This is a genomic window from Parviterribacter multiflagellatus (assembly GCF_056863265.1).
Map to the genome: position 1 here is coordinate 115011 of NZ_JBXPIZ010000012.1, position 25968 is coordinate 140978.

Consider the following 25968-nt stretch of genomic DNA (forward strand, 5'->3'; position numbering starts at 1 on the left):
GGACGACCCCGCGTGCGACGGCGCTCTCGCGGGGCGCGGCCGCGCACCCGTGGTCAGTCGTTGGCGAAGGCGGCGTCGAAGGCGACGGTGGAGGCGGGGAAGTCGGTGCGGCGGACGAAGGCGAGCGCGTCCTGGGCGCCGTAGTCGCGGTCCATCCCCGCGTCCTCCCACTCGATCGAGAGGGGACCGGTGTAGCCGGCGCGGTTGAGGGCGCGGAAGATCGACTCGAAGTCGACGTCGCCGTGACCCGGGGAGACGAAGTCCCAGCCGCGGCCGGGCTGGCCGAAGTCGAGGTGGCCGCCGAGGATCGAGGAGCGGCCGTCGAGGCGCCGCTTCGTGTCCTTGACGTGCACGTGGTAGATGCGGTCGGCGAAGTCGTCGACGAACGCCGCGCAGTCCAGGAACTGGTGGACGAGGTGCGACGGGTCGAAGTTGAGGCCGAACCCGGGACGCCGCCCCAGCGCGTCGAGCGCCCGGCGGGTGGTGACGAAGTCGTACGCGATCTCCGTCGGGTGGACCTCCAGCGCGAACTTCACGCCCTCGGCGTCGAAGACGTCGATGATCGGCGCCCACGCCTCCGCGAACTGCTCGTAGCCGCGTTCGATCACGGCCGGGTCGTTGGGCGGGAACGAGTAGAGGAGGTGCCAGATCGGCGAGCCGGTGAAGCCCGTCACGACCTCCACCCCGAGCGCCGCAGCGGCGCGCGCGGTGTCCTTGACCCGCTCGGCCGCCCGCGCGCGGACCCCGTCGGGCTCCCCGTCGCCCCACACCTCGGGCGGCAGGATCGCCTGGTGGCGCGCGTCGATCGGGTCGGACACCGCCTGCCCGACGAGGTGCGCGGAGATCGCCCACACGCCGAGGCCGTGCCGCTCCAGCAGCGCGCGGCGCTCGCGGACGTAGGAGGGGTCGGACAGCGCGGCGGGGACGTCGAAGTGGTCGCCCCACGTGGCGAGCTCGAGGCCGTCGAACCCCCACTCGCCGCACTTCGCGGCGAGGTCCGCCAGCGGGAGGTCCGCCCACTGGCCGGTGATCATCGTGACTGGTCGTGCCATGGCGCGCGAGCCTCCTCCGACGGACGGCGGCCCGCCCCCGCGAAAGGGCGGGCCGCCACCATCATCCCGAGGAGGGCGGGAGTGGGCTAGAAGCCGAGCTCCTTGACGTCGGCCACGTTCTCCTTGGTGACCGTCGTCGCCGGCACGGTGATCTGCGACGGGACCTCGGGCTCCGCGAGCTCCTCGAAGCCCTGCTTCTGCACGATCAGGCGGGCCATGTTGATGGCCGACGCGCTCATCGACGGGTTGTAGAGGAACGTCGCGCGGTACAGGCCGCCGGCCTCGATGCGGTCCATCGCGGCCTTCGAGCCGCCGGCGCCGGTGAGGAACATCTCGTCCTCGCGGCCCGCGTTCTCGATCGCCGAGACGACGCCCTCGGCCATGTCGTCGTCGTGCGTGTACACGGCGTCGATGTCCTTCTGCGCCTGGAGGATGTTCTCCATGACCGAGAGGCCCTTGTCCGGGACGAAGTCGGCCGGCTGGGACGCGACGATCTTCACCTTGTCCTGGCACTTGCGCTTGAGCGCGTCACGGAAGCCCTTCGAGCGGTCCTCCGTCACCGCGATGCCCGCGATGCCCTGGATCTCGACGACGTTGCCCGAGCACTTGAGCTGGTCGGCGAAGTAGTTGCCGGCCTGCCAGCCGATGCCGTAGTTGTCGCCGGTGATGAACGAGCGCGACGCGCCCGGGGCGGACAGCGCGCGATCGACGACCACGACGGGGATGCCGGCGGCGGTCGCCTTCTGCGCGACCGGCGTCAGCGCGTCGCCCTCGTTGGGCAGCATCACGAGCGCGTCGGGCTTCTGCGCGATCAGCGTCTCGATCTGGTCGGCCTGCGCGGCGCTGTCGGTGACGCCCTCGGCGGCGATCAGCTCGACGTCGCCGAGCTTCTCGGCCTGCTCGCGGGCGTTCTCGGTGATCGCGGCCATCCAGCCGTGATCGGCGCCGGGCGCGCTGAAGGCGATCTTGACCTTCCCGCCCTCACCGGTGCCCTGGGCGGGCGTGCCGGTCTCCTCGGTCGAGGCGGCGGCGTTCTCCGACGCGTTGCCCTCGTCCTCGTCGTCGCCACACGCGGCGACGCCGAGTGCGAGCGCGACGCACAACGGCAGCACGTATCGCTTCATGGACATGGACTGGCTCCTCCTCCTAGAGGGTTGGGACAACACCGACTCAGCGCTCCCTGCGCTGGATCAGGACGGCGGCGAGGATGATCAGGCCCTTCGTGACCTGCTGGATCTCGGTCGCGAGATCCATGAGCGTCAGCAGGTTGAAGATCAGGGCGAACGTGATGACGCCCAGGAACGTGCCGACGATGGTGGCCCGACCGCCCGCCAGGGCGGTGCCGCCGATGACCACGGCGGCGATCGCGTCCAGCTCGTATAGGTTGCCGACGATCGGCGACGCGGACGCGAGCCGGCCCGAGAGCAGGATCGCCGCGATGCCGACGCACAGCCCGCTGAGCACGTAGACGCTGAAGATGATCCGGCGGACGGGGACGCCCGCGATGCGCGCGGCCTCGCGGTTGCCGCCGACCGCCACGACGTACCTGCCGTACGGCGTCCGGTTGAGCAGGATCCACGCGATCACCGTCACCGCGAGGAAGACCACCGCCGCGGACGGGATGCCGAGCACCTCGCCGTTGCCGAACCAGCGCACGAACTCGAGGTCGAAGATCGAGACCGGCTGCTTGTCGCTCAGCCACAGCCCGAGCCCGCGGGCCATGGTGAACATCGCGAGCGTCGCGATGAACGGGACGACCTTCCCGTACGCGATCGCCCCCGCGTTGATGCCGCCGAGCAGCACGCCCATGCCGAGCGCGCCGAGGACGAACATCAGCGACCCGGAGTCCGCGAGCTGGCCGCCCGCGACCGACGCGCACGCGACCATGGACCCGACCGACAGGTCGATGCCCGACGTCGCGATGACGAACGTCATGCCGATCGCGATGACGCCGACGACGCTCGCCTGGCGCAGGACGTTGAGCATGTTGTCCGACGTCAGGAAGGCGTCGGGCTCGAGGATCGCTCCCACCACGAGCAGCAGCAGGACGACGGCGACCAGCGTGTACTCCTGCAGCCCGCTCCCGCTGGGCAGGTTGAACGGGAGCGAGCGCCGCCGGGGCGCTGCGCCTTGGACGGTGCTCATGCGGTCTCCTCCAGGACAGGATCGGAATCGGTGGGCGCCACGGCGTGGCGCAGCAGCTCGAGCTCGGTCGCGGCGGCGCCGTCGACCTCGGCGACGACCTCCCCCTCGCGCATCACGAGGATCCGCGAGCAGAGGCCGATCAGCTCGGGCAGCTCGGACGACACGACGACGACCGCCAGGCCGGCCTTGGCCAGGCCCGCGATCACGTTGTAGATCTCCGCCTTCGCGCCGACGTCGACGCCGCGCGTCGGCTCGTCGAGCAGCAGGACCTTGCACTCGCGCAGCAGCCACCGTGCGAGCACCACCTTCTGCTGGTTGCCGCCCGACAGCTCGCGGACGATGCGGTCGGCGTCGTCGGGAACGGTCTTCAGCGCCCGCAGCTGCTCGGTCGCGGCGGCCCGCTCGGACGCCAGCGACAGCACGCCCGCCCGCGGCGTGAACCGCGGCAGGTCGGCGAGCGAGACGTTGCGCGCGAGCGACCAGTCGAGCAGCAGGCCCTGCGACTTGCGGTCCTCCGGCGCCATGCCGAGCCCGGCGCGGATGGCGGCCCGCGGCGACCCGGCCTTCAGCCGCTCGCCGTGCACCAGCACCTCGCCCGCGTCCGGCTTGTCGAGCCCGTAGATGAGCCGCAGCAGCTCGGTGCGCCCGGCGCCGACCAGCCCGCCGATGCCGAGCACCTCGCCCGACGCCACCTCGAAGCTCGTCGGCTTGACGTCCGGCGCGCGCGAGAGGCCGCGCACCTGGAGGGCAGGGGCGGCCGCCTCACGCGCGACCGGGCGGTCGGGGAACAGCTGCTCGACCTTGCGGCCGACCATCTTCTCGACGAGGACGTCGGGCGGGGTGTCGGCGGGCAGGCCGGTCGCGACCGTGCGCCCGTCGGACAGCACCGTCACGCGGTCGCCGATGCGGCGCACCTCGTCGAGCCGGTGCGAGATGTAGACGACGCCGACGCCGTCCGCGGTGAGCCGCCGCACGACGCCGAACAGCGTCTCGACCTCGCTGTCGTCGAGGATCGCGCTCGGCTCGTCCATGATCAGCAGCCGCACCTTGTGCGACAGCGCGCGGGCGATCGAGACGACCTGCTGCGCGGCGGGCCGCAGCGCGCCGACCCGCGCGTCGATCGGGATGTTCGCGTGGTCGAGCCGCTCCAGCAGCGCGCGCGTCTCGCGCTTCATCCGGTCGCGGTCGAGCAGCCCGCCCGCGCGGCGCAGCTCGTGCCCGAGGAAGATCGAGTCGTAGACGCGCAGGTCCTCGACGAGGTCGAGCTCCTGGTAGATCGTCGCGACGCCGCGCGCGAGCGACTCCTTCGGCGCGCCGGTCGGGAGCGGCTCGCCGTCCACGAGCACCTCGCCGGAGGTCGGCTCGATCGCGCCGCTCACGCACTTGATGAGCGTCGACTTGCCCGCGCCGTTCGGGCCGAGGAGGCAGTGCACCTCGCCGGGTAGGACGTCGAAGTCGACGCCGTCCAGCGCCTTCGCGCCCGGGTAGTGCTTGACGAGCCCGCGCACCTGGAGGATCGGCGTGCTCATGCGGCCACCTCCGTCGTCGCCGGCGCGCCCGCGACGTCGACCCAGCGCTGCTCGGCCGCGCTGCGCAGCACCGCGTCGGTGATCTGCGCGGCGCGCAGCCCGTCGGTGAAGACCGGCATCCCGTCGGCGACGGTGCCGTCGCCGCGGCGCACCGCGTCGTAGACGTCGCGGATGAAGCTGTCGAAGCAGAGCGCGTAGCCCTCGGGGTGGCCGGCGGGCAGCACGTTCACGCGCGCGGCGGCGGCGCTCAGGTGCTCGGGGTCGCGCCGCAGCAGCGTGGTCGCCTCGCGCCGCCCGACCCACAGCGTCTCGGGGTTCTCCTGGTCGAAGACGACGGCCTCCTCGGCGCCGTCCAGCTCGAACCACAGCCGGTTCTTGCGCCCGGCGCTGACCTGCGAGATGACCGTCGACCCCAGCGCCCCGCGGTCCGTCTCGAACTGCACGACCGCCGCGTCCTCGGTGGCGACCGGCCGCAGCTCGTGCCCGGCCGCGCCGTTGCCGTCGCCCGCCCCGGCGAACGCGGGGCGGGCGCCGGCCTCCACGCGTTCGGAGAGCACCGTCGTGATCCGCGCCGAGAGCCGCGCGATGCGGTGCCCGGAGACGAACTCGACGAGGTCGCACCAGTGCGACCCGATGTCCGCGAACGCCCGCGACGCTCCCCCCAACTGCTCGTCGACCCGCCAGTTGTCGTCCTCGGCGCGGAGCAGCCAGTCCTGCAGGTACGAGCCGTGCAGGAGCCGCAACGGGCCGGTCGCGCCCGAGCGCACGCGGTCGCGCGCCTCCAGCACCGTGGGGTGGTAGCGGTAGACGAACGGCACCCCGACGCAGCGGCCGGCCGATGCGGCGGCATCGACCAACCGCTGCGCCCCGGTGAGGTCGAGCGCCAGCGGCTTCTCGCACACGACGTGCTTGCCGGCCGCCAGCGCCCGCTCCGCGAGGGGGAGGTGGAGGTGGTTGGGGGTGCAGATGTGGACGACGTCGATGTCCGGCGCCGTGACGAGCTCCTCGGCTGTGGCGTACGCGCGCTCCGCGCCGAGCCGCGCCGCCGCCTCCTCCCCACGCTGCGGCGTCGACGCCGCGACGCCTGCGAGGTGGCCGCCGGCGAGGCGTGCCGAACGAGCGTGGACCGCTCCGATGAAGCCCGCGCCGGCGACGCCGACGCGCAGTGCTGCAAGACCCATTGCCGGCACCCTACGTCGGACTTTGATCGTCTGTCAAGCAAAAGTGCGACAACTTCGCGTAGACGCAACGCAGAAAGTGCGTCGCTTGTCAGGCAGAACTGCGACGGGTTACTCTGCTGGCCGACGATGGCGCGCAACGGAACCACCCCGCCGGCCGCGACCAGCAGCGAACGCTCGTCGGCCCTGATCGGCGCGGGATCGGTCCTGCGCCTCATTCGCGACGGCGAGGCCGTGACGCGCACCGACCTGGCGCGCCGCACCGGCCTCGCGCGCTCGACCGTGGCGCAGCGCGTCGAGACGCTGCTCGCCCACGAGCTCGTCTACGAGGCGGGCGGATCGGCCTCCACGGGCGGCCGTCCGCCGACCGTCCTGGCCTTCAACCACGAGGCGGGCGTCGTGCTCGCCGCCGACCTCGGCGCGACGCACTCGCGCCTCGCGGTCAGCGACCTGGCGGGCTCACCGCTCGCCGAGCACGCGTTCGAGATGGAGATCGCCGAGGGGCCCGAGGCCGTCCTCACCCGCGTCGACGCCGAGCTGCGCGCGTTGCTGACGCAGACCGGCCGCACCGCCGCCGACGTGCGCGGCATCGGCATGGGCGTCCCCGGACCGGTCGCGTTCGCCGAGGGCCGCCCCGTCAACCCGCCGATCATGCCCGGCTGGGACGGGTTCGCGATCCCCGCGTGGTTCGCGGAGCGCTACGACGCGCCGGTGCTCGTCGACAACGACGTGAACATCATGGCGCTCGGCGAGCACTGGATGACCTGGCGCGACGTCGAGCACCTCCTGTTCGTGAAGGTCGGCACCGGCATCGGCTGCGGCATCGTGGCGAGCGGCGCCATCCACCGCGGCTCGCAGGGCGCGGCGGGCGACATCGGCCACATCCACGTCGACGGCCACGAGGACGTCCTGTGCCGGTGCGGGAACGTCGCGTGCCTGGAGGCCGTGGCGGGCGGCGCGGCGCTGGCCCGCGCGCTGACGGAGGCGGGCATCGAGGCGCGCGGCTCGCGCGACGTCGTCCGGCTCGTGCGGGCCGGCAACGCGCAGGCGGGCCGGCTCGTGCGCGAGGCGGGCCGCACGCTCGGCGAGGTGCTCGCCGCCGCGGTCAATTTCTTCAACCCGGGCGTGATCGTCATCGGCGGCGACCTCAGCGAGGCGCACGAGCCGCTGCTCGCGGGCGTCCGCGAGGTCACGTTCCAGCGCTCTCTCCCCCTCGCCACGCAGTCGCTGCAGACGGTGCCGAGCCGGCTGGGCGACCGCGCGGGCGTGATCGGCGCGGCGATCATGGTCATCGAGCACGTCCTCGCGCCCGAGGCGATCGACCGCGCCCTGCAGGGCGCGGCCTGAGCTACGGCTTCAGCGTCACGCGGGCGGTGATCGTGCGGCCGCCGGTGGCGCGGACGCGGACGCCGACCACGACCGGCCGGTCCGCGCGGCCGAGCGCACGCTTGGCGCGCGCGGTGACGCGGAGCGGGACGAGCACCCGGCCTGAGCCGGTGACCTGCGCGCTGCCGAGCGTGCGCCACGGGCGCCGCAGGCGGCGGGCCGTCGCGGGCGAGACCGACAGCCGCGCCGTGAGCGTGCACGTGCCCGCGCACGAGACCGGGAGGCGCGCGCGGCCCGCGACGAGCGCGCCGACCGTCCGCTGCTGCTCGAGCCGCGCGTGGAGCGGCGCGAGGAGCGTGGCCGGCGGGGCGGGCGCGGCGGCGGCAGTGGCCGTGGCCGCCCCAGCCGGCGCTGGCACGAGGCCGGCCGATGGCTCCGGCGTCGTCGGCGTCGTGGCCGAGCCGCCCGGCGCGGGCTCCGCCTCGGGGTCGGTCGCGGGCTGGTCGCCCACGGGCGGGTCGGGATCGGGATCCGGCGCTGGCGGCACGTACGACGCGTCCGCGGGCAGCGTGATCGTCAGCGCCGGCGGCGGCGTGACGTACGCCGTCGTCGGGTTGGCGAAGCGCACCTCGAGCGTCTTCGGCCCGTCGCCGTGGTCGCCGTCGTCCAGCAGCGGCACCGTGAAGCTCTGCGCGAGCTTGTCGAAGGCCAGCTCCCCGCTCGCGGCGGTGTAGTCGACGCCCGCCTTGGCCGTCCCGTCCTGCGTGGTCCAGCTCAGCCACACCGGGCTCGGCGCGTGGTCGCGGGCGACGGTCGCGGTCGCCGTCCCGCCGTCGCGGTCGACGACGACGCTGCGCACCGTCGGCTTCCACCAGCCGTAGACGCTCCACTGCGGATCGCCCCAGTCGGCCGGGTCGCTCGCCTCGAGATCCATCTCGCACCGCGCGACGGGCCACCTGCGGACGATGATGATGTCGTAGAGCCCGGCGTTGCAGGCGAGATCCGCGTCGATGCGGGGCGCGGCGGCCGAGGCGGACGGCGGGGCGGCCGCGAGCGCCGCGGCCACGACGGCGGCGCCGGCGCCGGCGCCGGCGAGCAGGGAAGAGCGAAACGGTGCACGCATGCACCTGCTCTCTCGACACCGGAGGCGCCCACCTTCAGCCGGTGGTCAGATGACGGACGTTCAGCGCGCGAGCTTGGCGGCGATCTCCGCCAGCTCCTTCTCCCCCACCTCGACGGTCACCAGATGGTGCACCGTCCCGGCGAAGATCGTCGCCGACCCGTCCTCGTGCAGGAACCCGCCGAAGACGTTCGGACCCTGCTGGCGCGTCGCCCGCTTCTCGTCCTTGAGCACCTTCAGCGTCTCGGACAGCCAGAGGTACGAGCCGTGGGGGAACATCACGACGCCGCGCCCGTCGTAGACGATCAGCGCGCGGTTGTCGATGTGCAGGTACGGCGCGGAGGGCGCCGACGCCTTGACGGTCAGCGGGGTGTCGGTCGCGTCCATCGCACGCATGATGGCGCGCGCGTCGGCGGCGTGATGCCCGGCGCGGACGGACGTCTCAGCAGGACATCTCGTCGGCGCCGTCCGCGAGGACGCGCTCGAGCACCGACCGGTGCGCCGGCCGCGCGGCCTCGTAGCGCGCGCGCCCCTCGTCGGTGAGCTCCACGAAGATGCCGCGCCGGTCCTCCGCGCACATCGCGCGGAACACCAGGCCGTCCTTCTCCAGCCGCCCGATCACGCGCGACAGCGCGCTCTGCGACAGGTGGACGGCGTCCGCGAGCTCCTGCACGCGGCGCTTCTGGCAGCAACCCTCGGCGTAGAGCCGCTCCAGCACCTCGAACTCGCTCATGCCGAGGCCGTGCTGCCCCAGCTCGCGATCCATGGCGCAGGTGATGCGCGCGTGCTGCGAGAGCAAGGCGCGGTACGCGTCGACGAGATCCGTCTCCGAGCTGACCCGACTCATTGGGCGGTGCATCATACCAGAACCGCGCAGATTTTGCGTTCACATCTTCTGCACTTGCATTCAATGCATGTGCATGTAGTCTGCCACGCCATGACTTCCCCTCTCCCCACCACCGCCGGTCGCTGGGACCGGCGCCTGTGGCTGACGCTGCTGATCGCGTGCGGCGTCATGTTCCTCGACGGTCTCGACGTGTCGATGATCGGCGTGGCCCTGCCGCAGATCAGCGCGGACTTGGGGCTCACGACGTCGCAGATGCAGTGGATCGTCAGCGGCTACGTCCTCGGCTACGGCGGCCTTCTGCTGCTGGGCGGGCGCGTGGCCGACCTCGTCGGCCGCAGACGCGTCCTGATCGCTGGGCTCTCCGTGTTCACCCTCGCGTCGCTCGTCGGCGGCGTGGTGAGCGATCCGACCATCATCGTCGTCACGCGCTTCATCAAGGGCATGGCCGCCGCGTTCACCGCCCCGGCCGCGCTCTCGCTCGTCACGACGACGTTCCCCGAGGGCGCCGCCCGCAACAAGGCGCTGTCGATCTACACCGCCGTGGCCGCGAGCGGCTTCTCGCTCGGCCTCGTGTTCGGCGGCCTGCTGACCGAGGTCGGCTGGCGGCTGACGTTCCTCCTCCCCGTGCCGTTCGCCGCCGGCGTGCTGCTCGCGGTGGTCTACGTCCTGCGCAAGGACGGCCCGAGCGCCGTCACGCGCGGCGCGTTCGACCTGCCGGGCGCGGTCACGGTGACCGCCGGCATGCTCCTGCTCGTCCGCGGGGTCGTCGAGGCGCCCGAGGTCGGCTGGGGCGCGCTGCAGACCGTGCTCAGCCTCGCTGGCGCCGCCGCGCTGCTGGCGCTGTTCGTGACGATCGAGAGCCGGACCAAGCAGCCGCTGGTGCGCCTCAGCATCCTCAAGAACGGGCCCATCGTGCGGGCGAACCTCGGCGCGATGGCGACGTTCGGCTGCTACCTGGGCTTCCAGTTCGTGGCCACGATGTACCTGCAGTCCGTGCTCGGCTGGTCGGCGCTCGAGACCGCGCTGGCCTTCCTCCCCGCCGGCCTCATCGTCGCCTTCGGCTCGCCGCGCGTCGGCCTGCTGATCGAGCGCTTCGGCACCGCGCGGGTGATCGCCACGGGCTTCGTCGCCTTCGCCGGCGCGTACGCGCTGTTCCTGGGCATCGACGGCTCGCCCACCTACGCGGTGGAGATCCTGCCGACGATGATCCTGATCGGCATCGGCTTCGCGCTCGCGTTCCCGTCGCTGAACATCCAGGGCACGACGGGCGTCGCGAACGAGGAGCAGGGGCTGGCCTCCGGCCTCGTCCAGACCTCCTTCCAGGTCGGCGGCGCCGTGTCGCTCGCGGTCGTGACCGCGGTGCTCAACGCCGAGTCGACGCTGGGCGTGGAGGCCTTCATCGACGCGATGCGGCCCGCCCTCGGCGTGGTCGCGGGCCTGGCGCTCGTCGGCCTCTTCGTCGCGCTGAGCGGCAGCCTTCGCCGCCACGAGGTCCCCGCGGGCCAGCTGGCGACGCAGCAGGCGGAGTAGGCGCCGGGAGGCCCCTACGCCTCACCCCGGGCCGGGCGCGCTACGCGCCTGGCTCGGGCGTGACCGCAGCCCGGCGCGCCGCACGGCGCGCCATCCGGTCCCCGGCCTCCATGGTGTTGAACTCCTCCAGCGCCATGCCCGAGCCGATCGCCACGCAGGTGAGCGGCGACTCGGCGAGGTAGGTGGGCATGCCGGTCTCGTCCGACAGCCGCTCCGCGAAGCCGCGCAGCAGGCAGCCGCCGCCGGCCAGCAGGATGCCGGTGATCGGGATGTCGGCGGCCAGCTCGGGCGGCGTGCGCTCGAGCGTCTCCTTCACCGCGTCGACGATCATCTGGACCGGTTCGGCCAGCGCGCTGCGGATCTCGTCGGTCGACAGGAGCACGCTGCGCGGGAGCCCCGACTCCAGGTGGCGCCCGCGGACCTCCATCTCGAGGTCCTCGACCTCCGCCCACGCGGTGCCGAGCGTGATCTTGATCTCCTCCGCCGTCGTCGAGCCGACCGCGAGGCCGTGCTCGTTGCGCAGGTGCGCGGTCACCGCGTCGTCCAGCTCGTAGCCGCCGATCCGCAGCGACTCGGAGACGACGATCCCGCCCAGCGAGATCACCGCGACCTCCGTGGTGCCGCCGCCGATGTCGACGACCATGTGGCCGCGCGGCTCGGAGATGTCGAGCCCCGCTCCGATGGCCGCGGCGAGCGGCTCCTCGATCAGCTGGACCTGCCGCGCGCCCGCCGACGACGACGCGTCGATGACCGCCCGCTTCTCGACCTCGGTGACGCCCGACGGCACGCACATCACCAGGCGCGGCCGGCCGAACCGGGGCTGGTCGACCAGGCGCATGAAATAGCGGAGCATCGCCTCGGTGACCTCGAAGTCCGCGATCACGCCATGGCGCAGCGGGCGGACCGCGGAGATTCGCGCCGGCGTCCGGCCGATCATGCGCTTGGCCTCGCTGCCGACCGCGTGGACCTCGCCGGTGTCCTGGTCAATCGCGACGACGGACGGCTCGGAGGCGACGATCCCGCGCCCGCGCAGGTAGACGAGCGTGTTGGCGGTCCCGAGGTCGATCGCGACGTCGCGCGCCCCGAAGCCGAAGTTCAATGCCACGCCGTACAGGCTGGCACACGGCCGGAGGGAGGGCCGCAACGCGCCGTGTCACCGCCAACCTGGCGCGTTGCCATCCAACTGGCGGTCAACCGATCGGGCGAGCTGCCGACTCTCCCATACGCCGCCGTCCCACCACCCCGCCCCAAGGACCCCGACTTGCGCTTCACCATCACCGCCAAGCTGGCGCTCGCCTTCGCGTGCGTCGTGGCGATCCTGGCCGGCCTCGGCCTCTACTCCGTCTCCCGCACCGCGAGCATGAGCGACGCGACGGGCGAGCTCAGCGACAAGGTCGTCCCCGCGACGCGCCTCATCGGCGACGTCAAGGACAAGACCGGCGCCTACCGCCGCAACCAGATCCTCTTCGCCGCACGCGAGAGCGACCTGAAGGAGCTCGACGAGAACATCGCCGACATCGACGGCTGGCTCGACGAGTACAACACCAAGTACTCCGACGGCGGCGACGGTGCTGCCGCCGCGGCCGCGTTCGCCGCGGCCTGGTCCGACTACCGCGAGAAGACCAAGGGCTTCGCGGACGTCGCCGAGAACGACATCGCCGCCACGATGCAGATCCTCTCCAACGGCGAGGGCGACGCGGCGTGGGAGGCCACGAAGGAGAGCATCGCCACCTGGACCGACGCCACCGACAAGGTCGCCCAGGCCGCGCAGGCGAACGCCGAGGACACCGCGTCCACCACGCGCACGCTCTCGCTCGTGCTGCTCGCCGCGGGCATCCTGATCTCGCTTGCCGCCGCGCTGCTCCTCACCCGCCACATCGCGGGCGGCCTGGGGCGCATCGTCACCGCCGCGCGCGGCATCGCCCAGGGCGACGTCGAGCAGGACGTCAAGCTCACCTCCAACGACGAGCTCGGCGACGTCGGCAAGGCGTTCGGCGAGATGGTCGAGTACCTCGAGGACTCCGTCGTGGTCGCGGACCGCATCGCCGCCGGCGACGTCTCGTTCGACGTCACGCCGCGCTCGGAGCGCGACGCGCTCGGCAACGCGTTCGCGGGCATGACCGGTTCGCTCCGCCTCGCGCTCGGCGACGTCCGCGGCTCGGTCACCACCGTGTCGTCGGCCTCCCACGAGATGTCCGGCGCCGCGCAGGAGGCGGGCCGCGCGGTGGGCGAGATCGCCGACGCCATCCAGCGCATCGCCGAGAGCGCCGAGCAGCAGGCCCACCAGCTGGGCGAGACGCGCGAGCTCGTCACCGAGGTCGTCGAGGGCATCGAGGAGTCGGCGCGCGCCGCCGACGAGACCGCCCGCGCGGCCGACGACGCCACCGACCTCGTCCGCGCCGGCGTGTCGGCGGCCGACGAGGCCACCGAGGCGATGCGCGCACTGCGCGACTCGTCCGGCGAGGTCGCCACGGCGATCCGCGACCTCGGCACCAAGTCGGACGAGATCGGCGGCATCGTCGAGACGATCACCGGCATCGCCGAGCAGACCAACCTCCTCGCGCTCAACGCCGCCATCGAGGCCGCGCGTGCGGGTGAGCAGGGCCGCGGCTTCGCGGTCGTCGCCGAGGAGGTCCGCAAGCTCGCCGAGGACTCGCAGACCGCCGCCGCGTCGATCTCCGAGCTGATCGGCCACATGCAGACCGAGACGCAGAAGGTCGTCACGGTGGTCGAGCGGACCGCCGAGCGCACCGAGGCCGGGGCCGGCACCGTCGAGTCCGCCCGCGAGGCGTTCCAGCGCATCGGCGCGTCGGTGGACGACATGGGCGAGCGGGTCCGCCGCATCGCCCAGGTCACCGAGTCGATCGCCCACGGCGCGGCCGACGTGAACGACCGGATCGCCGCCGTGGCCGAGCTGGCCGAGCGCTCCTCCGCCGCGACCGAGGACGTCTCGGCGTCGACCGAGGAGACCTCCGCGTCCGCGCAGGAGATCGCCGCGTCGACCGACTCGCTGGCGAGCACCGCCGACCAGGTCGGCGAGATCGTCAACCGGTTCCAGATCGAGGCGCGCTAGCCGCCCACGACCGCCGGCTCCTCCTGCCGTTCGGGGGGAGCCGGCGTCGCCGTCTCCGGCGCCGCCTTGTCCGGCGCCGGCTTCTCCGCCGCCGGCGTCTCCTTCGGCGGCTCCGGCTCGACGTCGCCGCGCTTGCCGCGGAACAGCGGGAAGCGCCGCCACGCGATCGCCTCGCCCGCGAAGCCGGTCGCGAACGCCGACGCGTACTCGGCCAGGCTCCCGCCCCACGTGCCGCCCGCGAACGCCTTCGCGCCGAGCGTGTAGACGATCGCCGAGACCAGGCCCGCGAGCAGCGTCCAGCCCCAGTCGGCGAGGACGACCCCGCGCCAGCCGCCGCCGGCGCCGAGGTGCGCGGCGGGCGGGGCGCTCGCGACCGTGCGGCTGGGGTCGTGCACGACGCGCTCGAGCTGAGCGGCGCGCAGCCGTCCGCCGTCGCGGCGCGGGCGCGGATGGCGCTCCTCCGGCCACAGCTCCGCGAGCCGGTCCACGCGGTCGTGGAGGTCGAGCCGCAGCTGCTGGCGGGTCGCCTCGTCGCGCTGGTCCAGCGGCGGGTAGCGGTCCTCCAGCTCGGCCAGCTCGCAGGTGAGCACCTCGGCGTGGACCTGCGGCTCGAGCTCATCGGCGATGCGGTCGAACGCGCTGAGGTAGCACCAGGCCTCGAGCGCGAGGTCGAGCACCGCGGTCTGGTCGGCGAGCGCGGCGACGAGCGCGGCCGCCTCCGCGTCCTCGCGCTGCTCCTGCGCCCGGCAGGCCTCCTCGTCCTCCGGCGTGGGCCGCGACGCGTCGGGCGCGGTGTGCGCCTCGTCGAGCAGGCGGCGGACGTCCTTGAAGGCCGAGCACTGGAGCATCGACACCGTCCCGCGCCGCGGCGGCCGCTGCTCGAGCACGTCGGCGGCGGCGCGGGCGACCGGCTCCAGCGTCAGCCACCGCTCGACGTGGCGGACGACGACGCGGACGCGGTAGCGCTGGTCGTCCACGTCGCGCTTGGTCCGGGCGGTCGCCAGGTGCCACTGCATGCCCGCGACGCCCCGCGTGCCCGGGTAGCGGGCGGCGCCCTTGTCGGGCGGCCGCGGGTCGAGGAACGCGTCGAGCGCGTAGCTGGCGGGCCTCTCTCCGGGCCGCTCGTCGACCTTCGCGTCGTAGTCGTCGACCGCCGCGAGCAGCCGCAGCCGGAGGATGCGCGCGTCCCGGCCGACGTCGCTGTAGCGCTGGGCGAAGCCGCCGAGGATCGCGCCGGAGAGGACGACCGCGGCCATGACGAGGAACGAGAAGCCGACCGTGACCTCGACGTCGAGCGCCGCCTCGCCGCGGCCGCTCGTGACGGGCACGGCGCCCTTGAACCTGCCGGTGTCGAGCCACTTGACCTCCGACACCGTGACGGGCGCGATGTAGACGCCGTCGGTGAGGACGGGCGCGCCGATCGCGACGCGGATCGTGGCGTCGCCGTCGCGCAGGACCTGGCCGCCGATCGGCTGCCCGAGGCGCGCGAGCAGCGGCGCGTCCTCGCCCCGGACCGTGACCTCGCTCCGCTCCCCCACGTCGAACGGGCCGTACCGGTCGACGGTCAGCTCGAGCTTCTCGGGGGCGAACGTGATGCGCGGGCCGGCGCCGCGGATGCGCAGCCGGGCGAGCGGCCCGAAGGTCCCGCGGGACGCGAGCCGCGCGGTGAGCAGCCCGTCGAGGTCGGTGACCGGCCGGCCGCTGGGGAGCGTGAAGCGCAGCTGCACCTGGGTGGCGTCGCGCGGGCCGAGCCGCGCGGGCGCGACGATCTCCGCCTTCGCGCCGGTCGCGGCCGCCGGGTAGTAGTGCAGCACGAGCTTGCCGCCGAGCTTCGTGCGGTTGCGCAGCCGGAGCGTGATCGTGCCGCGGCTCTGCCGGTCGGTGACCTCCGCCAGCCGCACGCTGCGCTCGGCGGGTTCGGCGAACGCGAACGAGTCCTTGGTGTACGGCGGGGCCGGCGGGTCGGTCGGAGCGGCGTGCGCGCCACTGGGGCTCGCCATCGCCATCCCTGCTGCCACCGCTGCGGCGATGAGCGCTCCGTGCCCCCGCATGGGACGACGTTACGCCTGTGTAGCCGGCGCGTGCAAGCGGAGGTTCCCACGCAACCTGTCGCGGGTCGACAGCCCTGACCTCGCGACCCGGCCGCAAACGTTTGCGGTACGGCTGTCACGGGAGTAGCGTCCCGCCCATGCCGCGGATCAGCTACTTCCCCGTCGAGGACCTGGTCGACCCCGAGCTGCGCGCCGCGCTCCAGCACGCCGCGCGCCACGGCACGCCGCGCCCGGAGAGCCAGGCGATCCGCGCGCACGTGCCCGAGATCCTGCGGGCGTTCACGCGCGCGTGGGACCGGACGTTCCGCCACGGCGTGTGCGACGGCGAGATCAAGGAGCTGTGCCGGCTCTACGTGTCGAAGACCGCCGACTGCCGCTACTGCGGCGCTCAGCGGGCGGGCGAGGCGGCGGTGTCCGAGGACGCGGTGTCGGAGCTGGCGGACTTCGAGTCGTCGGACCGGTTCGACGCGCGGGAGCGGGCGGCCCTTCGTTACGCGCGCGCGATCGCGTGGAACCCGCGCGAGGCCGACGACGAGCTGTGGGCCGAGCTGCGGCGGTGGTTCGGCGAGGAGGAGCTCGTGGAGCTGGGCTGGTTCGTGGCGCTCACGCTCGGCCAGCAGCGGATGCTGAAGACGCTCGACCTGCGGCACGGCGAGGTCCTGAACGTGTCGGCGGCCGGCCTCGCGCCGGCGGTGGCGTCGTGAGCCGCGTCGCCCCCGTCGGCCCCGCCGACGCGATCCGCGCCCGCGTGCCCGACGTGCTCGTCTCCCATCGCGAGAACGTCGCGGCCTGCCTCGGCGACGGCCTCGTCGACGCGGGGCTGAAGGACCTGTGCGCGCGGTTCCTCGCGGAGGACCCGGCGCTCGACCTCGGCGCGCTCACCCCACGCGAGCGCGCCGCCGTCGACTGGACCGAGGCCATCGCGTGGGACGCCGCGCGCGCCGACGACGCGGTGTGGGAAGCGCTCCACGCGCACTTCACCGACCCGCAGCTCGTCGAGCTCGGCTACGCGATCGCGTTCCTCTTCGGCCAGCAGCGCTGGCTCGCGACGCTCGGGCTCACGCCGGAGTGACCGCCGAGGCGAAGTAGGAGCCGGACCGGAGGTCGTCGAGGAGCGTCGGCCCGGCGGGCTCCCACCCCAGCCGCTCACGCGTCAGCGCGCTGGAGGCGCGCATGTCCGCGGCGAAGAACCGGCCGAGCCAGCCGAAGTGCTCGTCGGCGTCGGCGGGCGCCACCGACGCGGTCGGGAGCCCGAGGCCGCGTCCGATCGCCTCCGCGATGTCCTTCGCCGGGATGCCCTCCTCCGCGGCTCCGTGCAGCACGCTGCCCGCGGGCGCGCGCTCCACCGCGAGCCGGAACAGCCGCGCCGCATCGGAGCGGTGCACCGCCGGCCACCGGTTCGCGCCGTCGCCGACGTACCCGGCGACGCCGCGCGACCGCGCGACCTGCACGAGCGTCGCGACGAAGCCGTGGTCGCCGGCGCCGTGGACGGTCGGCGCCAGGCGCACCGAGGCGGCGCGGACGCCGCGGTCGGCGAGCGCGAGCGCGGCCTGCTCGGACGCGCCGCGGGGCGCCTCGGACCCGGGCCGGTCGTCCTCGGTGGCGACCCGCCCGGACGCGAGCCCCGCCAGACCGGAAGCGATCACGAGCGGCCGGTCCGTGCCCGCCAGCGCGTCGCCGAGCGCCGCGATGGCGCCCTGGTCGGCGCGGATCGCGCCCGCGTAGTCGGAGAAGTCGTGGATGAAGGCGAGGTGGATGACGCCGTCGGCCGCGGCCGCGGCGTCCCGCAGGACGGCCGGGTCGTGGAGCGTGCCCCGGGCGACCTGCGCCCCGGCGGCGTCGAGGGCGGCGGCGGAGGCGTCGGAGCGGGCGAGGCCGGTGACGGTGTGCCCCGCGGCGAGGAGCTCGGGGACGACGGCGGAGCCGATCCACCCCGAGGCGCCGGTGACGAAGACGTGCATGACGGAGTCCTCCTTGGGTCGAGTGATGTCAGGAACTGACATGACGGACGCTAGCAGATCTATGTCAGTCACTGACATGGGTAGGCTCCGCAGTGATGGCCCGATGGGAACCCGACGCGCGCGGGCGGCTGGAGCAGGCCGCGCTCGAGCTCTACGCCGAGCGCGGCTACGAGCAGACGACCGTCGCCGAGATCGCCCAGCGCGCCGGCGTCACCGAGCGCACGTACTTCCGCCACTTCGCCGACAAGCGCGAGGTGCTGTTCGGCGGCGCGGGCCGCCTCGACGCGCTCCTCACGGAGGCCGTCGCCGAGCTGCCGCCGTCGGCGTCGCCGCTCGAGATCGTGGCGACCGGCCTGACCGCGGCGGGCGGCCCGTTCCGCGAGCGCCGCGACCGCGCACGCCGGCGCCAGGCCGTCATCGACCTGAACCCGTCACTGCAGGAGCGCGAGCTCATCAAGCTCGCCGCGCTGGCGCGGACGCTGGCCGGCGTGCTCCGCGACCGCGGCGTCCCCGAGCCGTCCGCCAGCATCGCCGCGGAGGCCGGTGTGGCGGTGTTCAAGGTCGCGTTCGCCCGCTGGCTCGCGGCCGACGAGCCGCCGGACTGGGCGGTGCTCGTGCGCCAGCTCCTCGACGACCTGCGCGCGCTGGCGCAGAATGAAGCCTCCATGCTGCCGGAAGGATCGACGTGAGGAAGCTTCAAAGCCAGGGCGTGCACCACATCACGCTCACCGGTGCCGACCGCCAGACGTCGATCGACTTCTGGGAGGGCGTCCTCGGGATGCCGTTCGTGTTCGAGCAGCCGAACCTCGACAACCCGGACGAGAGCCACCTGTACTTCGACCCGGGCGACGGGCGGCTCATCACGATCTTCACGAACGAGTCGCGCGGGCCGGTGCACGACCGGACCCCGACCGACCCGGGGTGCGTGCACCACCTCGCGTTCAACCTGTCGCAGGCGACGTTCGCGCAGGCGGTCGAGCGGCTCGACGAGCGCGGCATCCACCACAGCGGGGTGAAGGACCGCGGGTTCATGGACTCGATCTACTTCAAGGACCCGCTCGGGCTCCTCATCGAGCTCGCGTCGTACCGCTTCGAGCCGCCGCACGGGCACACGCACGCCGACGTGCTCTTCGAGGCGCACCTCATCCGCGTCGAGCGCGGCGACTACAACATCGACCGCGTCCACCTCGCGGACGCGATCGAGCGCCTGACGCGGCGCTCGACCCGCACGCTCAGCGACGCGGAGGCGCCCTCGGCCTAGCCGACCGACGGCGCCCCGGGCGTCGCGATCGCGAAGTACTTGGTCGAGAGGTACTCGTCGATGCCCTCGCGGCCTCCCTCGCGGCCGAAGCCGGAGTGCTTGACGCCGCCGAACGGCGCGGCGGGGTTGGAGACGATGCCCTGGTTGAGGCCGAGCATGCCGGTCTCGAGCCGCTCGCCCACCCGCAGCGCGCGGTCGAGGTCGCGGGTGAAGACGTACGCGACGAGGCCGTACTCGGTGGCGTTCGCGCGGGCGACGACGTCGTCCTCGGACGTGAACGTCTGGACCGGCGCGACCGGCCCGAAGATCTCCTCGTGCAGGACGCGCGCGCCCGCGGGCACGCGGCCGAGCACCGTCGGCGGGTAGAACGCGCCCGGCCCGTCCGGCACCTCGCCGCCGCAGAGCACCGACGCGCCGCCCGCGCGCGCGTCGTCGACCAGCCCGGCGACCTTGTCGCGCTCGCCGCGGTCGATCAGCGGGCCGACGTCCGTGCCGTCGTCCGCGCCGTGCCCCACGCGCAGCGCGCCCATGCGCTCCGCCAGCCGGCGCGTGAACTCGTCGGCGACGTCCTCGTGCACGAAGAAGCGGTTCGCGGCGGTGCACGCCTCGCCGCCGTTGCGCATCTTCGCCAGCAGCGCGCCCTCGACGGCGGCGTCGAGGTCGGCGTCCTCGAAGACGACGAACGGCGCGTTCCCGCCGAGCTCCATCGACATGCGCAGGATCTGCCGCGCGCCTTGCTCCATCAGCAGCCGGCCGATCTCGGTCGAGCCGGTGAACGAGACCTTCCGCATCCGCGGATCCTCGATCAGCGGCGTGACGACCGACGACGCGCTCGACGACGTGATCACGTTGCACACGCCGTCAGGCAACCCCGCGCGCTCGAGGATCTCGGCCAGCGCGAGCATCGAGAGCGGCGTCTGCTTGGCCGGCTTGACGACCATCGCGCACCCGGCCGCGATGGCCGGCCCGATCTTCCGCGTCCCCATCGCCATCGGGAAGTTCCACGGCGTGATCAGGAGGCACGGGCCGACCGGCTGCTTCATGACGAGCAGCTTGGAGCGGCCGTCGGGCGCGGTCGAGAACCGCCCGTCGATCCGCACCGCCTCCTCGGCGAACCACCGGAAGTACTCGGCGGCGTAGGCGATCTCCCCACGTGCCTCGGCCAGCGGCTTGCCCATCTCGAGCGTCATGAGGAGCGCGAGCTCGTCCTGGCGCGCCATCAGCTCCTCGAACGCCCGGCGGAGGATCTCGCCGCGCTCGCGCGGCGCGGTGCGCGCCCACTCGTCCTGCACCGCGCAGGCGGCGTCGAGTGCGGCGCGGGCGTCGTCGGGCGTCGCGTCGGCGATGTGGGCGAGCGTCTCGCCGGTGGCGGGATCGTCGACCCGGAGCGACGCTCCGGAGTGCCACTCGCCCCCGATGTAGAGCCCCTTCGGGACGCGCGCGACGACCTCCTCGCGGGAGAGCGCCGCGGCGGGCGCGGTCGCGGCCATCAGGCGGGCGCTCCGGTCGCGGCGGGCAGCCGGTCGCGGACCGCGGCGACGATCGTCGCGGCGTCGGGCAGGAACGCGTCCTCCAGGGACGGGCTGTAGGGCACCGGCGTCTCCTCCGTGGCGATGATCCAGGCGTCGTCGAGGTCGTGCAGGCCGGCCTCCGCCACCGCGCCGAGCAGGCCGGTGGCCCAGCCGCCGGTCCGCGGGCCCTCCTCGACGGCGAGTACGCGGTTCGTGCGGGCGACCGACGCCAGCACGGTCGGCAGGTCGAGCGGGCGGAGCGTGCGCAGGTCGACGACCTCCACCTCGAGGGAGGTCGAGGTCGCCAGCTCGTCGGCCGCCGCGAGCGCGTCGCTCACGCCCTTGCCGATCGTCACGAGCGTCAGGTCGCGGCCGGGCCGGGCGATGCGCGCCTGCCCGAGCGGGATCACCTCGTCCGCCGGTGGCGGGTCGCCCTTCACGGAGTAGAGCCGCTTGTGCTCCAGGAAGATCACCGGGTTCGGGTCCCTGATCGCCGCCTTCAGCAGCCCTTTCGCCTCCGCGGGTGTCGACGGCATCGCGATCTTGATGCCGGGCACGCCGTTGAACCAGGTCCCGTGGTTCTGCGAGTGGATCGCGCCGAACCGCCCGCCCGCGCCGACCGCGCTGCGCACGACGAGCGGGCAGGAGCCCTGCTCGTTCGAGATGTACCAGTACTTCGCGGCCTGGTTGACGAGCGAGTCCATGGGCAGCGCCATGAAGTCGCCGAACATGATCTCGAACACCGGCCGCAGCCCGGTGATCGCCGCGCCATATGCGGCACCGGCGAGGGCCAGCTCGGAGATCGGCGTGTCGAAGACGCGGGTGTCGCCGAACCGCGCCTGCAGCTCGGGCGTGGCCTTGAAGACGCCGCCGGCGGCGGCGACGTCCTCGCCGAAGAAGACGACGCTCTCGTCGCGCTCCATCTCCTCGGCGATGGCGTCGCGGATGGCGACGCGGAACTCCAGCTGGCTCATGCGGGGGCGAACTCCGTCGCGGGCGTGGCGGGGTCGGGGTACGGCGCGGCGAGCGCGGCCTCGACCGCCTCGTCCAGGTGCGCGCGGATGTCGGCCTCGATGCCGTCGAGCTCCTCCTCGCTGACGCCTTCGGCGCGCAGGCGGTCGCGGGCGACGAGGAGCGGGTCGCGCTCCTTCCACCGCTCCAGCTCGCCCTCGGGCCGGTACTTGGCCGGGTCGGACTTGGAGTGGCCGAAGTGGCGGTACGTCTGGCATTCGAGCAGCGTCGGGCCGTCGCCGGCGCGCGCCCGGTCGACCGCGCGCCCCGCTGCCTCGACGACCGCGAAGAGGTCGTTGCCGTCGACGACCTCGCTCGGGACCCCGAACGGCTCCGCGCGCCTGGCGATGTCCGCGCCCGCGGTGACCTGCTGCATCGGGGTGAACTCGCCGTACCAGTTGTTCTCGCAGACGAAGAGCATCGGGAGCTTCATCACGGCGGCGAAGTTGAGGCACTCGAAGAAGTACGCCTGGTTGGTGGCGCCGTCGCCGAAGAACGCGGCCGCCACGCGGCCCTGGTTCCGAGCGCTGAGCGCCGCGCCGGTGGCCGCCGCGATCGAGCCGCCGACGATGCCGTAGCACCCGACGAGCCCGTGCGCGCGGTCGATCACGTTCATCGAGCCCGAGCGCCCGCCGCACACGCCGTTCGCGCGGCCGAGCATCTCGCCGACCATGCCGACCGCGGTCGTGCCCTTCGCCAGCGCGTGGCCGTGGCCGCGGTACGTGCCCGCCACGTAGTCATCGGGCTCGAGCGCCTGGCAGACGCCCGTGGGGATCGCCTCCTGCCCCGCGGCGAGGTGCGTCGTGCCGTGCACCTCGCCCTTGAGGAAGAGCCGGTGCATCTCGTGCTCGAACATCCGGATGAGGTGCATCCTCCCGTAGGACTCCAGGTACGGACGGACCGCATCCGGGGCCGCGGCGGTTTCGACCTTCGCCACCTGTTGATCTCCTCCAGACGGGGTGGGCTGCAAACGCGTGCACCGTGTCTGGCAAGCCGTTTGTGCGGTGCCGTCGCGGTGTGGTAGAAACCGTACCGCAATCGTTTGCAGTACCGCAAGCCGAGGAGAACCGCTGATGGCCGTCGACGTCGTGATGCCGCGCCTGTCCGACTCGATGGAGGAGGGCACGATCGTGGAGTGGCTCGTCGCCGAGGGCGACGAGGTGCGGCGCGGCGAGCCGATCGTCGAGATCGAGACCGACAAGGCCACGATGCCCTGCGAGGCCGAGGCCGACGGCGTGCTGCTCCGGATCGTCGCTCCGGTCGGCGCCAGCGTGCCGCTCGGCGGGCTCCTCGCGGTGATCGGCGCGGCCGGCGAGGTGGTCGCCGACCCCACCGGCGCACCCAGCGCCCCCACCACACCCTCGTGGGCGGCCGCCGCCGACGCCGGCGTCCCCACCGGCATGTCCGCCGCGCCCACCAACGGCGTCGCCGTGGCCGAGCGCCCCACGCGCGTGCCCGCGTCGCCGCTCGCGCGCCGCGTGGCGGCGGCCCTCGGGGTCGACCTCGCGGCCCTCACCGGCACCGGCCCCGGCGGGCGCGTCGTGCGCGCCGACGTCGAGGCCGCCGCATCGTCGCCCGCGCCGCTCGCGGCGCCGGAGCCCCCTCCCATCCCCGCGGCCCCGGCCGCCGCGGGCGCGCGAGGCGACGTGGAGGCCATCCCGCTCACGCGGCTGCAGCAGACGGTCGCGCGGCGGATGGCGGAGTCGCGCGCGACCGTGCCCGAGTTCGAGCTGCGCGCGGACGTCGACATGAGTGAGTGCGTCGCCCTGCGGGAGAAGCTGCGCGACTTCGGCGCCGACCCGCTCCCGTCCTACAACGACATGATCGTGAAGGCGTGCGCGCTCGCGCTGCGCGAGCTCCCGCGCGTGAACGGGTCGTACCGCGACGGCACGTTCGAGCACTACGCGAGCGTCAACGTCGGGGTCGCGGTCGCGGCCGACGACGCGCTCGTCGTGCCGACGGTCACCGACGCCGACCGCCGCTCGCTCGGCGACGTCGCCCGCCGCACACGGGAGCTGGCGGCGAAGGTCCGCGACAGCTCGATCACCCCGCCCGAGCTCGCCGGCGGCACGTTCACGGTCTCGAACCTCGGCATGTTCGGCGTCGACAGCTTCTCCGCCGTCATCAACGTGCCGCAGGCGGCCATCCTCGCCGTCGGCGCGCTGCGCAAGCGCGCGGTCGTGGTCGGCGACGACGACCGGATCGAGGCGCGCCCGATGCTCACGCTCACGCTCGCCTGCGACCACCGCATCCTCTACGGCGCGGACGGGGCCGAGTTCCTCACCCGCGTGCGCGAGCTGCTCGAGCAGCCGCTCGCGTTCGCCCTGTAGCGTTCCCTGCGTGCTGGACTTCGCCCACCGCCTGACGCTGCGCGCGATCGCGAACGGCACGGGCGTCGACACCGAGACGCCGGCCGTGCAGCATCTGGTTGCCGCGGGGCTGATCGCGCGCGACGCCGGCGGCGAGGGCTACGTCGCCACGGAGCAGGGACGCGCGGCGCTCGCCGCGTCCGGCGGCTAGGGCAGGCGCCAGAAGTCGCCGGTGAAGCCGTGCTGCTCGAGCAGCGCCTGGTTGTGGTCGCGCGCGTGCGGCTCCCACTCGGGGTCGAGCCGGTCGCCGTACCAGGGCTGGGCGAGCGCCCACAGCGCGCGCAGCTCGACCACGTCGCCGGGCGCCGAGTGCGTGCGCGCAACCCATGCGTCGACGTGGTCGCGCGAGCAGAACGCGCGGATGTGGGTGCACGTCGCGACGACGTCGTCCCACCACTCGCGTGCGGGCCGCGGCACGCGCACGACGGCCCCTTCGGGCGCACCCGACGGCGGGTCGGTCGGCGACGCCGTGTAGCGCAGCTCGGCCCCGCACCCCGGACAGATCGTCCCGATCGTCAGCTCCTCGCCCACCGCCGCGACGATCCCGAACGAGTCCCACGCGCAGCCGCCCCACCACAGGCGGTCGCCGCTCCCGCGCAGGACGAACCCCATCGGCGCGGCCGAGAACGGGTGCGCCATGCGGATCGCATCGCCGGCGGAGCTCAGGACGAGCGCATGCGCGGCATGCAGCTCGTCGAGCGCACCGCGGATCTCGCCCAGGTCGGCGTGCACGAGCTCCGCCAGCTCGGCCGGCGACGGCGCGCGGCCCTCCTCCGCGAACACCTGGAAGACCGCGGCGCGCACCGCCCGCGCCGTCCACGTGGCCCACTCGGACATGCCGGGGACCCTACGCGAGCGACGGCGGGCGGTGAAGGCGCGGCGTCAGGCCGGGGTGGGAGCGGGCGCGGGCGCGCCGTTGGGTGAGAGGCCGTCCGCGACCGCCACGTCCTCCGGCTCGATCGCGTACCCCGCCGTGCGCGCCTGCAGCTCGAGCAGCGCGGCGAAGTCGACGTCGGTGTAGCCGTGGCCGATCATCCCCTGGACGATCTCCTGCGTCGCGGCCGCGACCGGCATCGGCACACCGTGCTCGCGCGCCGCCTCGAAGCCCAGGTGGAAGTCCTTGAGCAGCAGCGCGGGCGTGAACGTCGGGGTGAAGTCGAGGTTGACGTAGGCGGGCGTCTTGTAGCGCGTGAAGACGCTCCCCATCACGGAGTCGTTGAGGAACGCGAGGAAGTCCGCGCGCGACACGCCGCCCTTCTCGGCCAGCACAGTGATCTCCGCCAGGCACTGCGAGACGACGCCGAGCATCAGGTTGTGGCAGATCTTCACCAGCCGCGCGCGCTCGCCCTCGCCGACGTACGTGACGCCCTTGCCGAGCAGCTCGAGGAGCGGCCGCGCCTCCTCCCACGCGTCGGCGGGGCCCGATGCGCAGATCGTCAGGTTGCCTGACGCGACGACCTTCGGGTTGCCCGAGACCGGTGCCGCGAGGAGCGCGACCCCCTCCTCCGCCGCAGCAGCACGCACCTCCTCGCCCGCGGCCGGGGAGACCGTGGTGGAGTCCACGATGAGCCGCGGCTTGCGACCCCCGGACAGGATGCCGCCCGGGCCCAGCACGACCTCCGTGAAGTCCGCCGGCCCCGCGACCATCGTGAAGACGACGTCGCGGTCGCCGAGGTCGGCCGGGGCGTCGACGATCGTCGCCCCGAGCGCGGCCAGCGGCTCGGCCTTCGCCCGCGTGCGGTTGTAGACGGCCACGTCGTGCCCGGCCTCCAGGAGGCGGCTCACGAGCGCGTAGCCCATCCGCCCCGTCCCGGCCCAGCCGAGCCGCGCAGAAGTCCCGTTCACGGGTGCCATGTGGTTGCTCCTCGCTCCGATCTCGTCCGCTCGTTGCAAACGTTTGCACACCGTAGAGGAGCGAAAGCGAGGACGTCAAGGGGTGGAGCATGCCGACCCGCCGTGGTAGCGTTGCAATCGTTTGCAGCAGCCTTCGGAGGAGAGACCGCG

Annotated in this window: 25 protein-coding genes; 9 read left to right on the plus strand and 16 right to left on the minus strand. The window is 73.6% G+C overall.

Going from position 1 to position 25968, the window contains the following annotated elements; genetic code table 11:
- Positions 1–53: 53 nt before the first annotated feature.
- From AC1UE5_RS24215 to AC1UE5_RS24235, 5 genes are all read right to left on the minus strand, one after another.
- Complete coding sequence (locus AC1UE5_RS24215; RefSeq protein ID WP_482928499.1) at positions 54–1052, minus strand: sugar phosphate isomerase/epimerase family protein; 999 nt, start codon at positions 1050–1052, stop codon at positions 54–56.
- Between the two features lie 86 nt (positions 1053–1138).
- The gene (locus AC1UE5_RS24220) at positions 1139–2182 is read right to left on the minus strand and encodes a substrate-binding domain-containing protein (RefSeq protein WP_482928500.1); all 1044 of its coding nucleotides are present in this window, start codon (positions 2180–2182) and stop codon (positions 1139–1141) included.
- Between the two features lie 40 nt (positions 2183–2222).
- Complete coding sequence (locus AC1UE5_RS24225; protein ID WP_482928501.1) at positions 2223–3197, minus strand: ABC transporter permease; 975 nt, start codon at positions 3195–3197, stop codon at positions 2223–2225.
- Positions 3194–4726: a sugar ABC transporter ATP-binding protein gene (locus tag AC1UE5_RS24230; protein WP_482928502.1), complete on the minus strand. Its 1533-nt coding sequence runs from the start codon at positions 4724–4726 to the stop codon at positions 3194–3196. Before AC1UE5_RS24230 ends, AC1UE5_RS24225 begins: the two co-directional genes overlap by 4 nt.
- The gene (locus AC1UE5_RS24235) at positions 4723–5907 is read right to left on the minus strand and encodes a Gfo/Idh/MocA family protein (RefSeq protein WP_482928503.1); all 1185 of its coding nucleotides are present in this window, start codon (positions 5905–5907) and stop codon (positions 4723–4725) included. The genes AC1UE5_RS24230 and AC1UE5_RS24235 overlap by 4 nt, the downstream gene beginning before the upstream one ends.
- Before the next feature lie 126 nt (positions 5908–6033).
- Here AC1UE5_RS24235 and AC1UE5_RS24240 point away from each other — a divergent pair, with 126 nt between their 5' ends.
- Positions 6034–7251: an ROK family transcriptional regulator gene (locus AC1UE5_RS24240; RefSeq protein WP_482928504.1), complete on the plus strand. Its 1218-nt coding sequence runs from the start codon at positions 6034–6036 to the stop codon at positions 7249–7251.
- Position 7252: 1 nt separating this feature from the next.
- On the opposite strand, the gene AC1UE5_RS24245 is transcribed toward AC1UE5_RS24240, so the two are convergent.
- Genes AC1UE5_RS24245 through AC1UE5_RS24255 form a run of 3 tightly spaced genes read right to left on the minus strand, consistent with a single transcriptional unit; the run spans position 7253 to position 9197 of the window.
- Positions 7253–8353, minus strand: coding sequence for a Calx-beta domain-containing protein (locus tag AC1UE5_RS24245; RefSeq protein ID WP_482928505.1), 1101 nt, complete (start codon positions 8351–8353; stop codon positions 7253–7255).
- A gap of 60 nt (positions 8354–8413) precedes the next feature.
- Positions 8414–8737: a hypothetical protein gene (locus tag AC1UE5_RS24250; RefSeq protein ID WP_482928506.1), complete on the minus strand. Its 324-nt coding sequence runs from the start codon at positions 8735–8737 to the stop codon at positions 8414–8416.
- Between the two features lie 55 nt (positions 8738–8792).
- On the minus strand, positions 8793–9197 hold the full coding sequence (locus AC1UE5_RS24255; RefSeq protein ID WP_482928507.1) for a MarR family transcriptional regulator: 405 nt from the start codon (positions 9195–9197) through the stop codon (positions 8793–8795).
- A 90-nt stretch (positions 9198–9287) separates the two neighbouring features.
- On the opposite strand from AC1UE5_RS24255, the gene AC1UE5_RS24260 reads away from it, so the two are divergent.
- Positions 9288–10727: an MFS transporter gene (locus AC1UE5_RS24260; RefSeq protein WP_482928508.1), complete on the plus strand. Its 1440-nt coding sequence runs from the start codon at positions 9288–9290 to the stop codon at positions 10725–10727.
- 40 nt (positions 10728–10767) lie between these two features.
- On the opposite strand, the gene AC1UE5_RS24265 is transcribed toward AC1UE5_RS24260, so the two are convergent.
- Positions 10768–11832 (minus strand): rod shape-determining protein, encoded by a 1065-nt coding sequence (locus AC1UE5_RS24265; RefSeq protein ID WP_482928509.1) that lies wholly within the window; start codon positions 11830–11832, stop codon positions 10768–10770.
- Positions 11833–11988: 156 nt separating this feature from the next.
- On the opposite strand from AC1UE5_RS24265, the gene AC1UE5_RS24270 reads away from it, so the two are divergent.
- Positions 11989–13800 (plus strand): methyl-accepting chemotaxis protein, encoded by a 1812-nt coding sequence (locus tag AC1UE5_RS24270; protein ID WP_482928510.1) that lies wholly within the window; start codon positions 11989–11991, stop codon positions 13798–13800.
- Here AC1UE5_RS24270 and AC1UE5_RS24275 read toward each other — a convergent pair.
- Positions 13797–15851 carry a hypothetical protein gene (locus AC1UE5_RS24275; RefSeq protein ID WP_482928511.1) on the minus strand — a complete coding sequence of 685 codons (2055 nt, stop codon included), beginning with the start codon at positions 15849–15851 and terminating at the stop codon, positions 13797–13799. The two genes, AC1UE5_RS24270 and AC1UE5_RS24275, sit on opposite strands and share 4 nt — an antisense overlap.
- Before the next feature lie 137 nt (positions 15852–15988).
- Between AC1UE5_RS24275 and AC1UE5_RS24280 the strand changes: the two genes are divergently transcribed.
- Both AC1UE5_RS24280 and AC1UE5_RS24285 read left to right on the plus strand, forming a co-directional pair.
- Entirely contained in the window at positions 15989–16555 is a 567-nt protein-coding gene (locus AC1UE5_RS24280) for a carboxymuconolactone decarboxylase family protein (RefSeq protein ID WP_482928512.1), read from the plus strand.
- Positions 16552–16923 (plus strand): carboxymuconolactone decarboxylase family protein, encoded by a 372-nt coding sequence (locus tag AC1UE5_RS24285; protein ID WP_482928513.1) that lies wholly within the window; start codon positions 16552–16554, stop codon positions 16921–16923. The genes AC1UE5_RS24280 and AC1UE5_RS24285 overlap by 4 nt, the downstream gene beginning before the upstream one ends.
- Here AC1UE5_RS24285 and AC1UE5_RS24290 read toward each other — a convergent pair.
- On the minus strand, positions 16910–17812 hold the full coding sequence (locus AC1UE5_RS24290) for an SDR family oxidoreductase (RefSeq protein ID WP_482928514.1): 903 nt from the start codon (positions 17810–17812) through the stop codon (positions 16910–16912). The two genes, AC1UE5_RS24285 and AC1UE5_RS24290, sit on opposite strands and share 14 nt — an antisense overlap.
- Positions 17813–17907: 95 nt before the next feature.
- Here AC1UE5_RS24290 and AC1UE5_RS24295 point away from each other — a divergent pair, with 95 nt between their 5' ends.
- Both AC1UE5_RS24295 and AC1UE5_RS24300 read left to right on the plus strand, forming a co-directional pair.
- Entirely contained in the window at positions 17908–18501 is a 594-nt protein-coding gene (locus AC1UE5_RS24295) for a TetR/AcrR family transcriptional regulator (RefSeq protein ID WP_482928515.1), read from the plus strand.
- Positions 18498–19073, plus strand: coding sequence for a VOC family protein (locus tag AC1UE5_RS24300; protein WP_482928516.1), 576 nt, complete (start codon positions 18498–18500; stop codon positions 19071–19073). Before AC1UE5_RS24295 ends, AC1UE5_RS24300 begins: the two co-directional genes overlap by 4 nt.
- Here AC1UE5_RS24300 and AC1UE5_RS24305 read toward each other — a convergent pair.
- The 3 genes from AC1UE5_RS24305 to AC1UE5_RS24315 are packed head-to-tail and all read right to left on the minus strand — an operon-like array spanning position 19070 to position 22532.
- Positions 19070–20563, minus strand: coding sequence for an NAD-dependent succinate-semialdehyde dehydrogenase (locus tag AC1UE5_RS24305; RefSeq protein WP_482928517.1), 1494 nt, complete (start codon positions 20561–20563; stop codon positions 19070–19072). The two genes, AC1UE5_RS24300 and AC1UE5_RS24305, sit on opposite strands and share 4 nt — an antisense overlap.
- On the minus strand, positions 20563–21558 hold the full coding sequence (locus AC1UE5_RS24310) for an alpha-ketoacid dehydrogenase subunit beta (protein ID WP_482928518.1): 996 nt from the start codon (positions 21556–21558) through the stop codon (positions 20563–20565). Before AC1UE5_RS24310 ends, AC1UE5_RS24305 begins: the two co-directional genes overlap by 1 nt.
- On the minus strand, positions 21555–22532 hold the full coding sequence (locus AC1UE5_RS24315) for a thiamine pyrophosphate-dependent dehydrogenase E1 component subunit alpha (RefSeq protein WP_482928519.1): 978 nt from the start codon (positions 22530–22532) through the stop codon (positions 21555–21557). Before AC1UE5_RS24315 ends, AC1UE5_RS24310 begins: the two co-directional genes overlap by 4 nt.
- Before the next feature lie 136 nt (positions 22533–22668).
- Between AC1UE5_RS24315 and AC1UE5_RS24320 the strand changes: the two genes are divergently transcribed.
- Entirely contained in the window at positions 22669–23925 is a 1257-nt protein-coding gene (locus AC1UE5_RS24320) for a dihydrolipoamide acetyltransferase family protein (RefSeq protein WP_482928520.1), read from the plus strand.
- 10 nt (positions 23926–23935) lie between these two features.
- The gene (locus AC1UE5_RS24325; protein WP_482928521.1) at positions 23936–24115 is read left to right on the plus strand and encodes a hypothetical protein; all 180 of its coding nucleotides are present in this window, start codon (positions 23936–23938) and stop codon (positions 24113–24115) included.
- On the opposite strand, the gene AC1UE5_RS24330 is transcribed toward AC1UE5_RS24325, so the two are convergent.
- Both AC1UE5_RS24330 and AC1UE5_RS24335 read right to left on the minus strand, forming a co-directional pair.
- On the minus strand, positions 24112–24801 hold the full coding sequence (locus AC1UE5_RS24330; RefSeq protein ID WP_482928522.1) for an alkylmercury lyase family protein: 690 nt from the start codon (positions 24799–24801) through the stop codon (positions 24112–24114). The genes AC1UE5_RS24325 and AC1UE5_RS24330 overlap by 4 nt on opposite strands.
- 45 nt (positions 24802–24846) lie before the next feature.
- The gene (locus AC1UE5_RS24335; RefSeq protein WP_482928523.1) at positions 24847–25818 is read right to left on the minus strand and encodes an NAD(P)-dependent oxidoreductase; all 972 of its coding nucleotides are present in this window, start codon (positions 25816–25818) and stop codon (positions 24847–24849) included.
- Positions 25819–25968 lie beyond the last annotated feature (150 nt).

What these genes read in the sequence shown, in the direction of transcription:
- AC1UE5_RS24215 (WP_482928499.1), bottom strand. Translation starts at nt 1,052, where the DNA reads ATGGCACGACCAGTCACGATGATCACCGGCCAGTGGGCGGACCTCCCG.
- AC1UE5_RS24220 (WP_482928500.1), bottom strand. Translation starts at nt 2,182, where the DNA reads ATGTCCATGAAGCGATACGTGCTGCCGTTGTGCGTCGCGCTCGCACTC.
- AC1UE5_RS24225 (WP_482928501.1), bottom strand. Translation starts at nt 3,197, where the DNA reads ATGAGCACCGTCCAAGGCGCAGCGCCCCGGCGGCGCTCGCTCCCGTTC.
- AC1UE5_RS24230 (WP_482928502.1), bottom strand. Translation starts at nt 4,726, where the DNA reads ATGAGCACGCCGATCCTCCAGGTGCGCGGGCTCGTCAAGCACTACCCG.
- AC1UE5_RS24235 (WP_482928503.1), bottom strand. Translation starts at nt 5,907, where the DNA reads ATGGGTCTTGCAGCACTGCGCGTCGGCGTCGCCGGCGCGGGCTTCATC.
- AC1UE5_RS24240 (WP_482928504.1), top strand. Translation starts at nt 6,034, where the DNA reads ATGGCGCGCAACGGAACCACCCCGCCGGCCGCGACCAGCAGCGAACGC.
- AC1UE5_RS24245 (WP_482928505.1), bottom strand. Translation starts at nt 8,353, where the DNA reads ATGCGTGCACCGTTTCGCTCTTCCCTGCTCGCCGGCGCCGGCGCCGGC.
- AC1UE5_RS24250 (WP_482928506.1), bottom strand. Translation starts at nt 8,737, where the DNA reads ATGGACGCGACCGACACCCCGCTGACCGTCAAGGCGTCGGCGCCCTCC.
- AC1UE5_RS24255 (WP_482928507.1), bottom strand. Translation starts at nt 9,197, where the DNA reads ATGAGTCGGGTCAGCTCGGAGACGGATCTCGTCGACGCGTACCGCGCC.
- AC1UE5_RS24260 (WP_482928508.1), top strand. Translation starts at nt 9,288, where the DNA reads ATGACTTCCCCTCTCCCCACCACCGCCGGTCGCTGGGACCGGCGCCTG.
- AC1UE5_RS24275 (WP_482928511.1), bottom strand. Translation starts at nt 15,851, where the DNA reads ATGCGGGGGCACGGAGCGCTCATCGCCGCAGCGGTGGCAGCAGGGATG.
- AC1UE5_RS24280 (WP_482928512.1), top strand. Translation starts at nt 15,989, where the DNA reads ATGCCGCGGATCAGCTACTTCCCCGTCGAGGACCTGGTCGACCCCGAG.
- AC1UE5_RS24290 (WP_482928514.1), bottom strand. Translation starts at nt 17,812, where the DNA reads ATGCACGTCTTCGTCACCGGCGCCTCGGGGTGGATCGGCTCCGCCGTC.
- AC1UE5_RS24295 (WP_482928515.1), top strand. Translation starts at nt 17,908, where the DNA reads ATGGCCCGATGGGAACCCGACGCGCGCGGGCGGCTGGAGCAGGCCGCG.
- AC1UE5_RS24305 (WP_482928517.1), bottom strand. Translation starts at nt 20,563, where the DNA reads ATGGCCGCGACCGCGCCCGCCGCGGCGCTCTCCCGCGAGGAGGTCGTC.
- AC1UE5_RS24310 (WP_482928518.1), bottom strand. Translation starts at nt 21,558, where the DNA reads ATGAGCCAGCTGGAGTTCCGCGTCGCCATCCGCGACGCCATCGCCGAG.
- AC1UE5_RS24320 (WP_482928520.1), top strand. Translation starts at nt 22,669, where the DNA reads ATGGCCGTCGACGTCGTGATGCCGCGCCTGTCCGACTCGATGGAGGAG.
- AC1UE5_RS24330 (WP_482928522.1), bottom strand. Translation starts at nt 24,801, where the DNA reads ATGTCCGAGTGGGCCACGTGGACGGCGCGGGCGGTGCGCGCCGCGGTC.
- AC1UE5_RS24335 (WP_482928523.1), bottom strand. Translation starts at nt 25,818, where the DNA reads ATGGCACCCGTGAACGGGACTTCTGCGCGGCTCGGCTGGGCCGGGACG.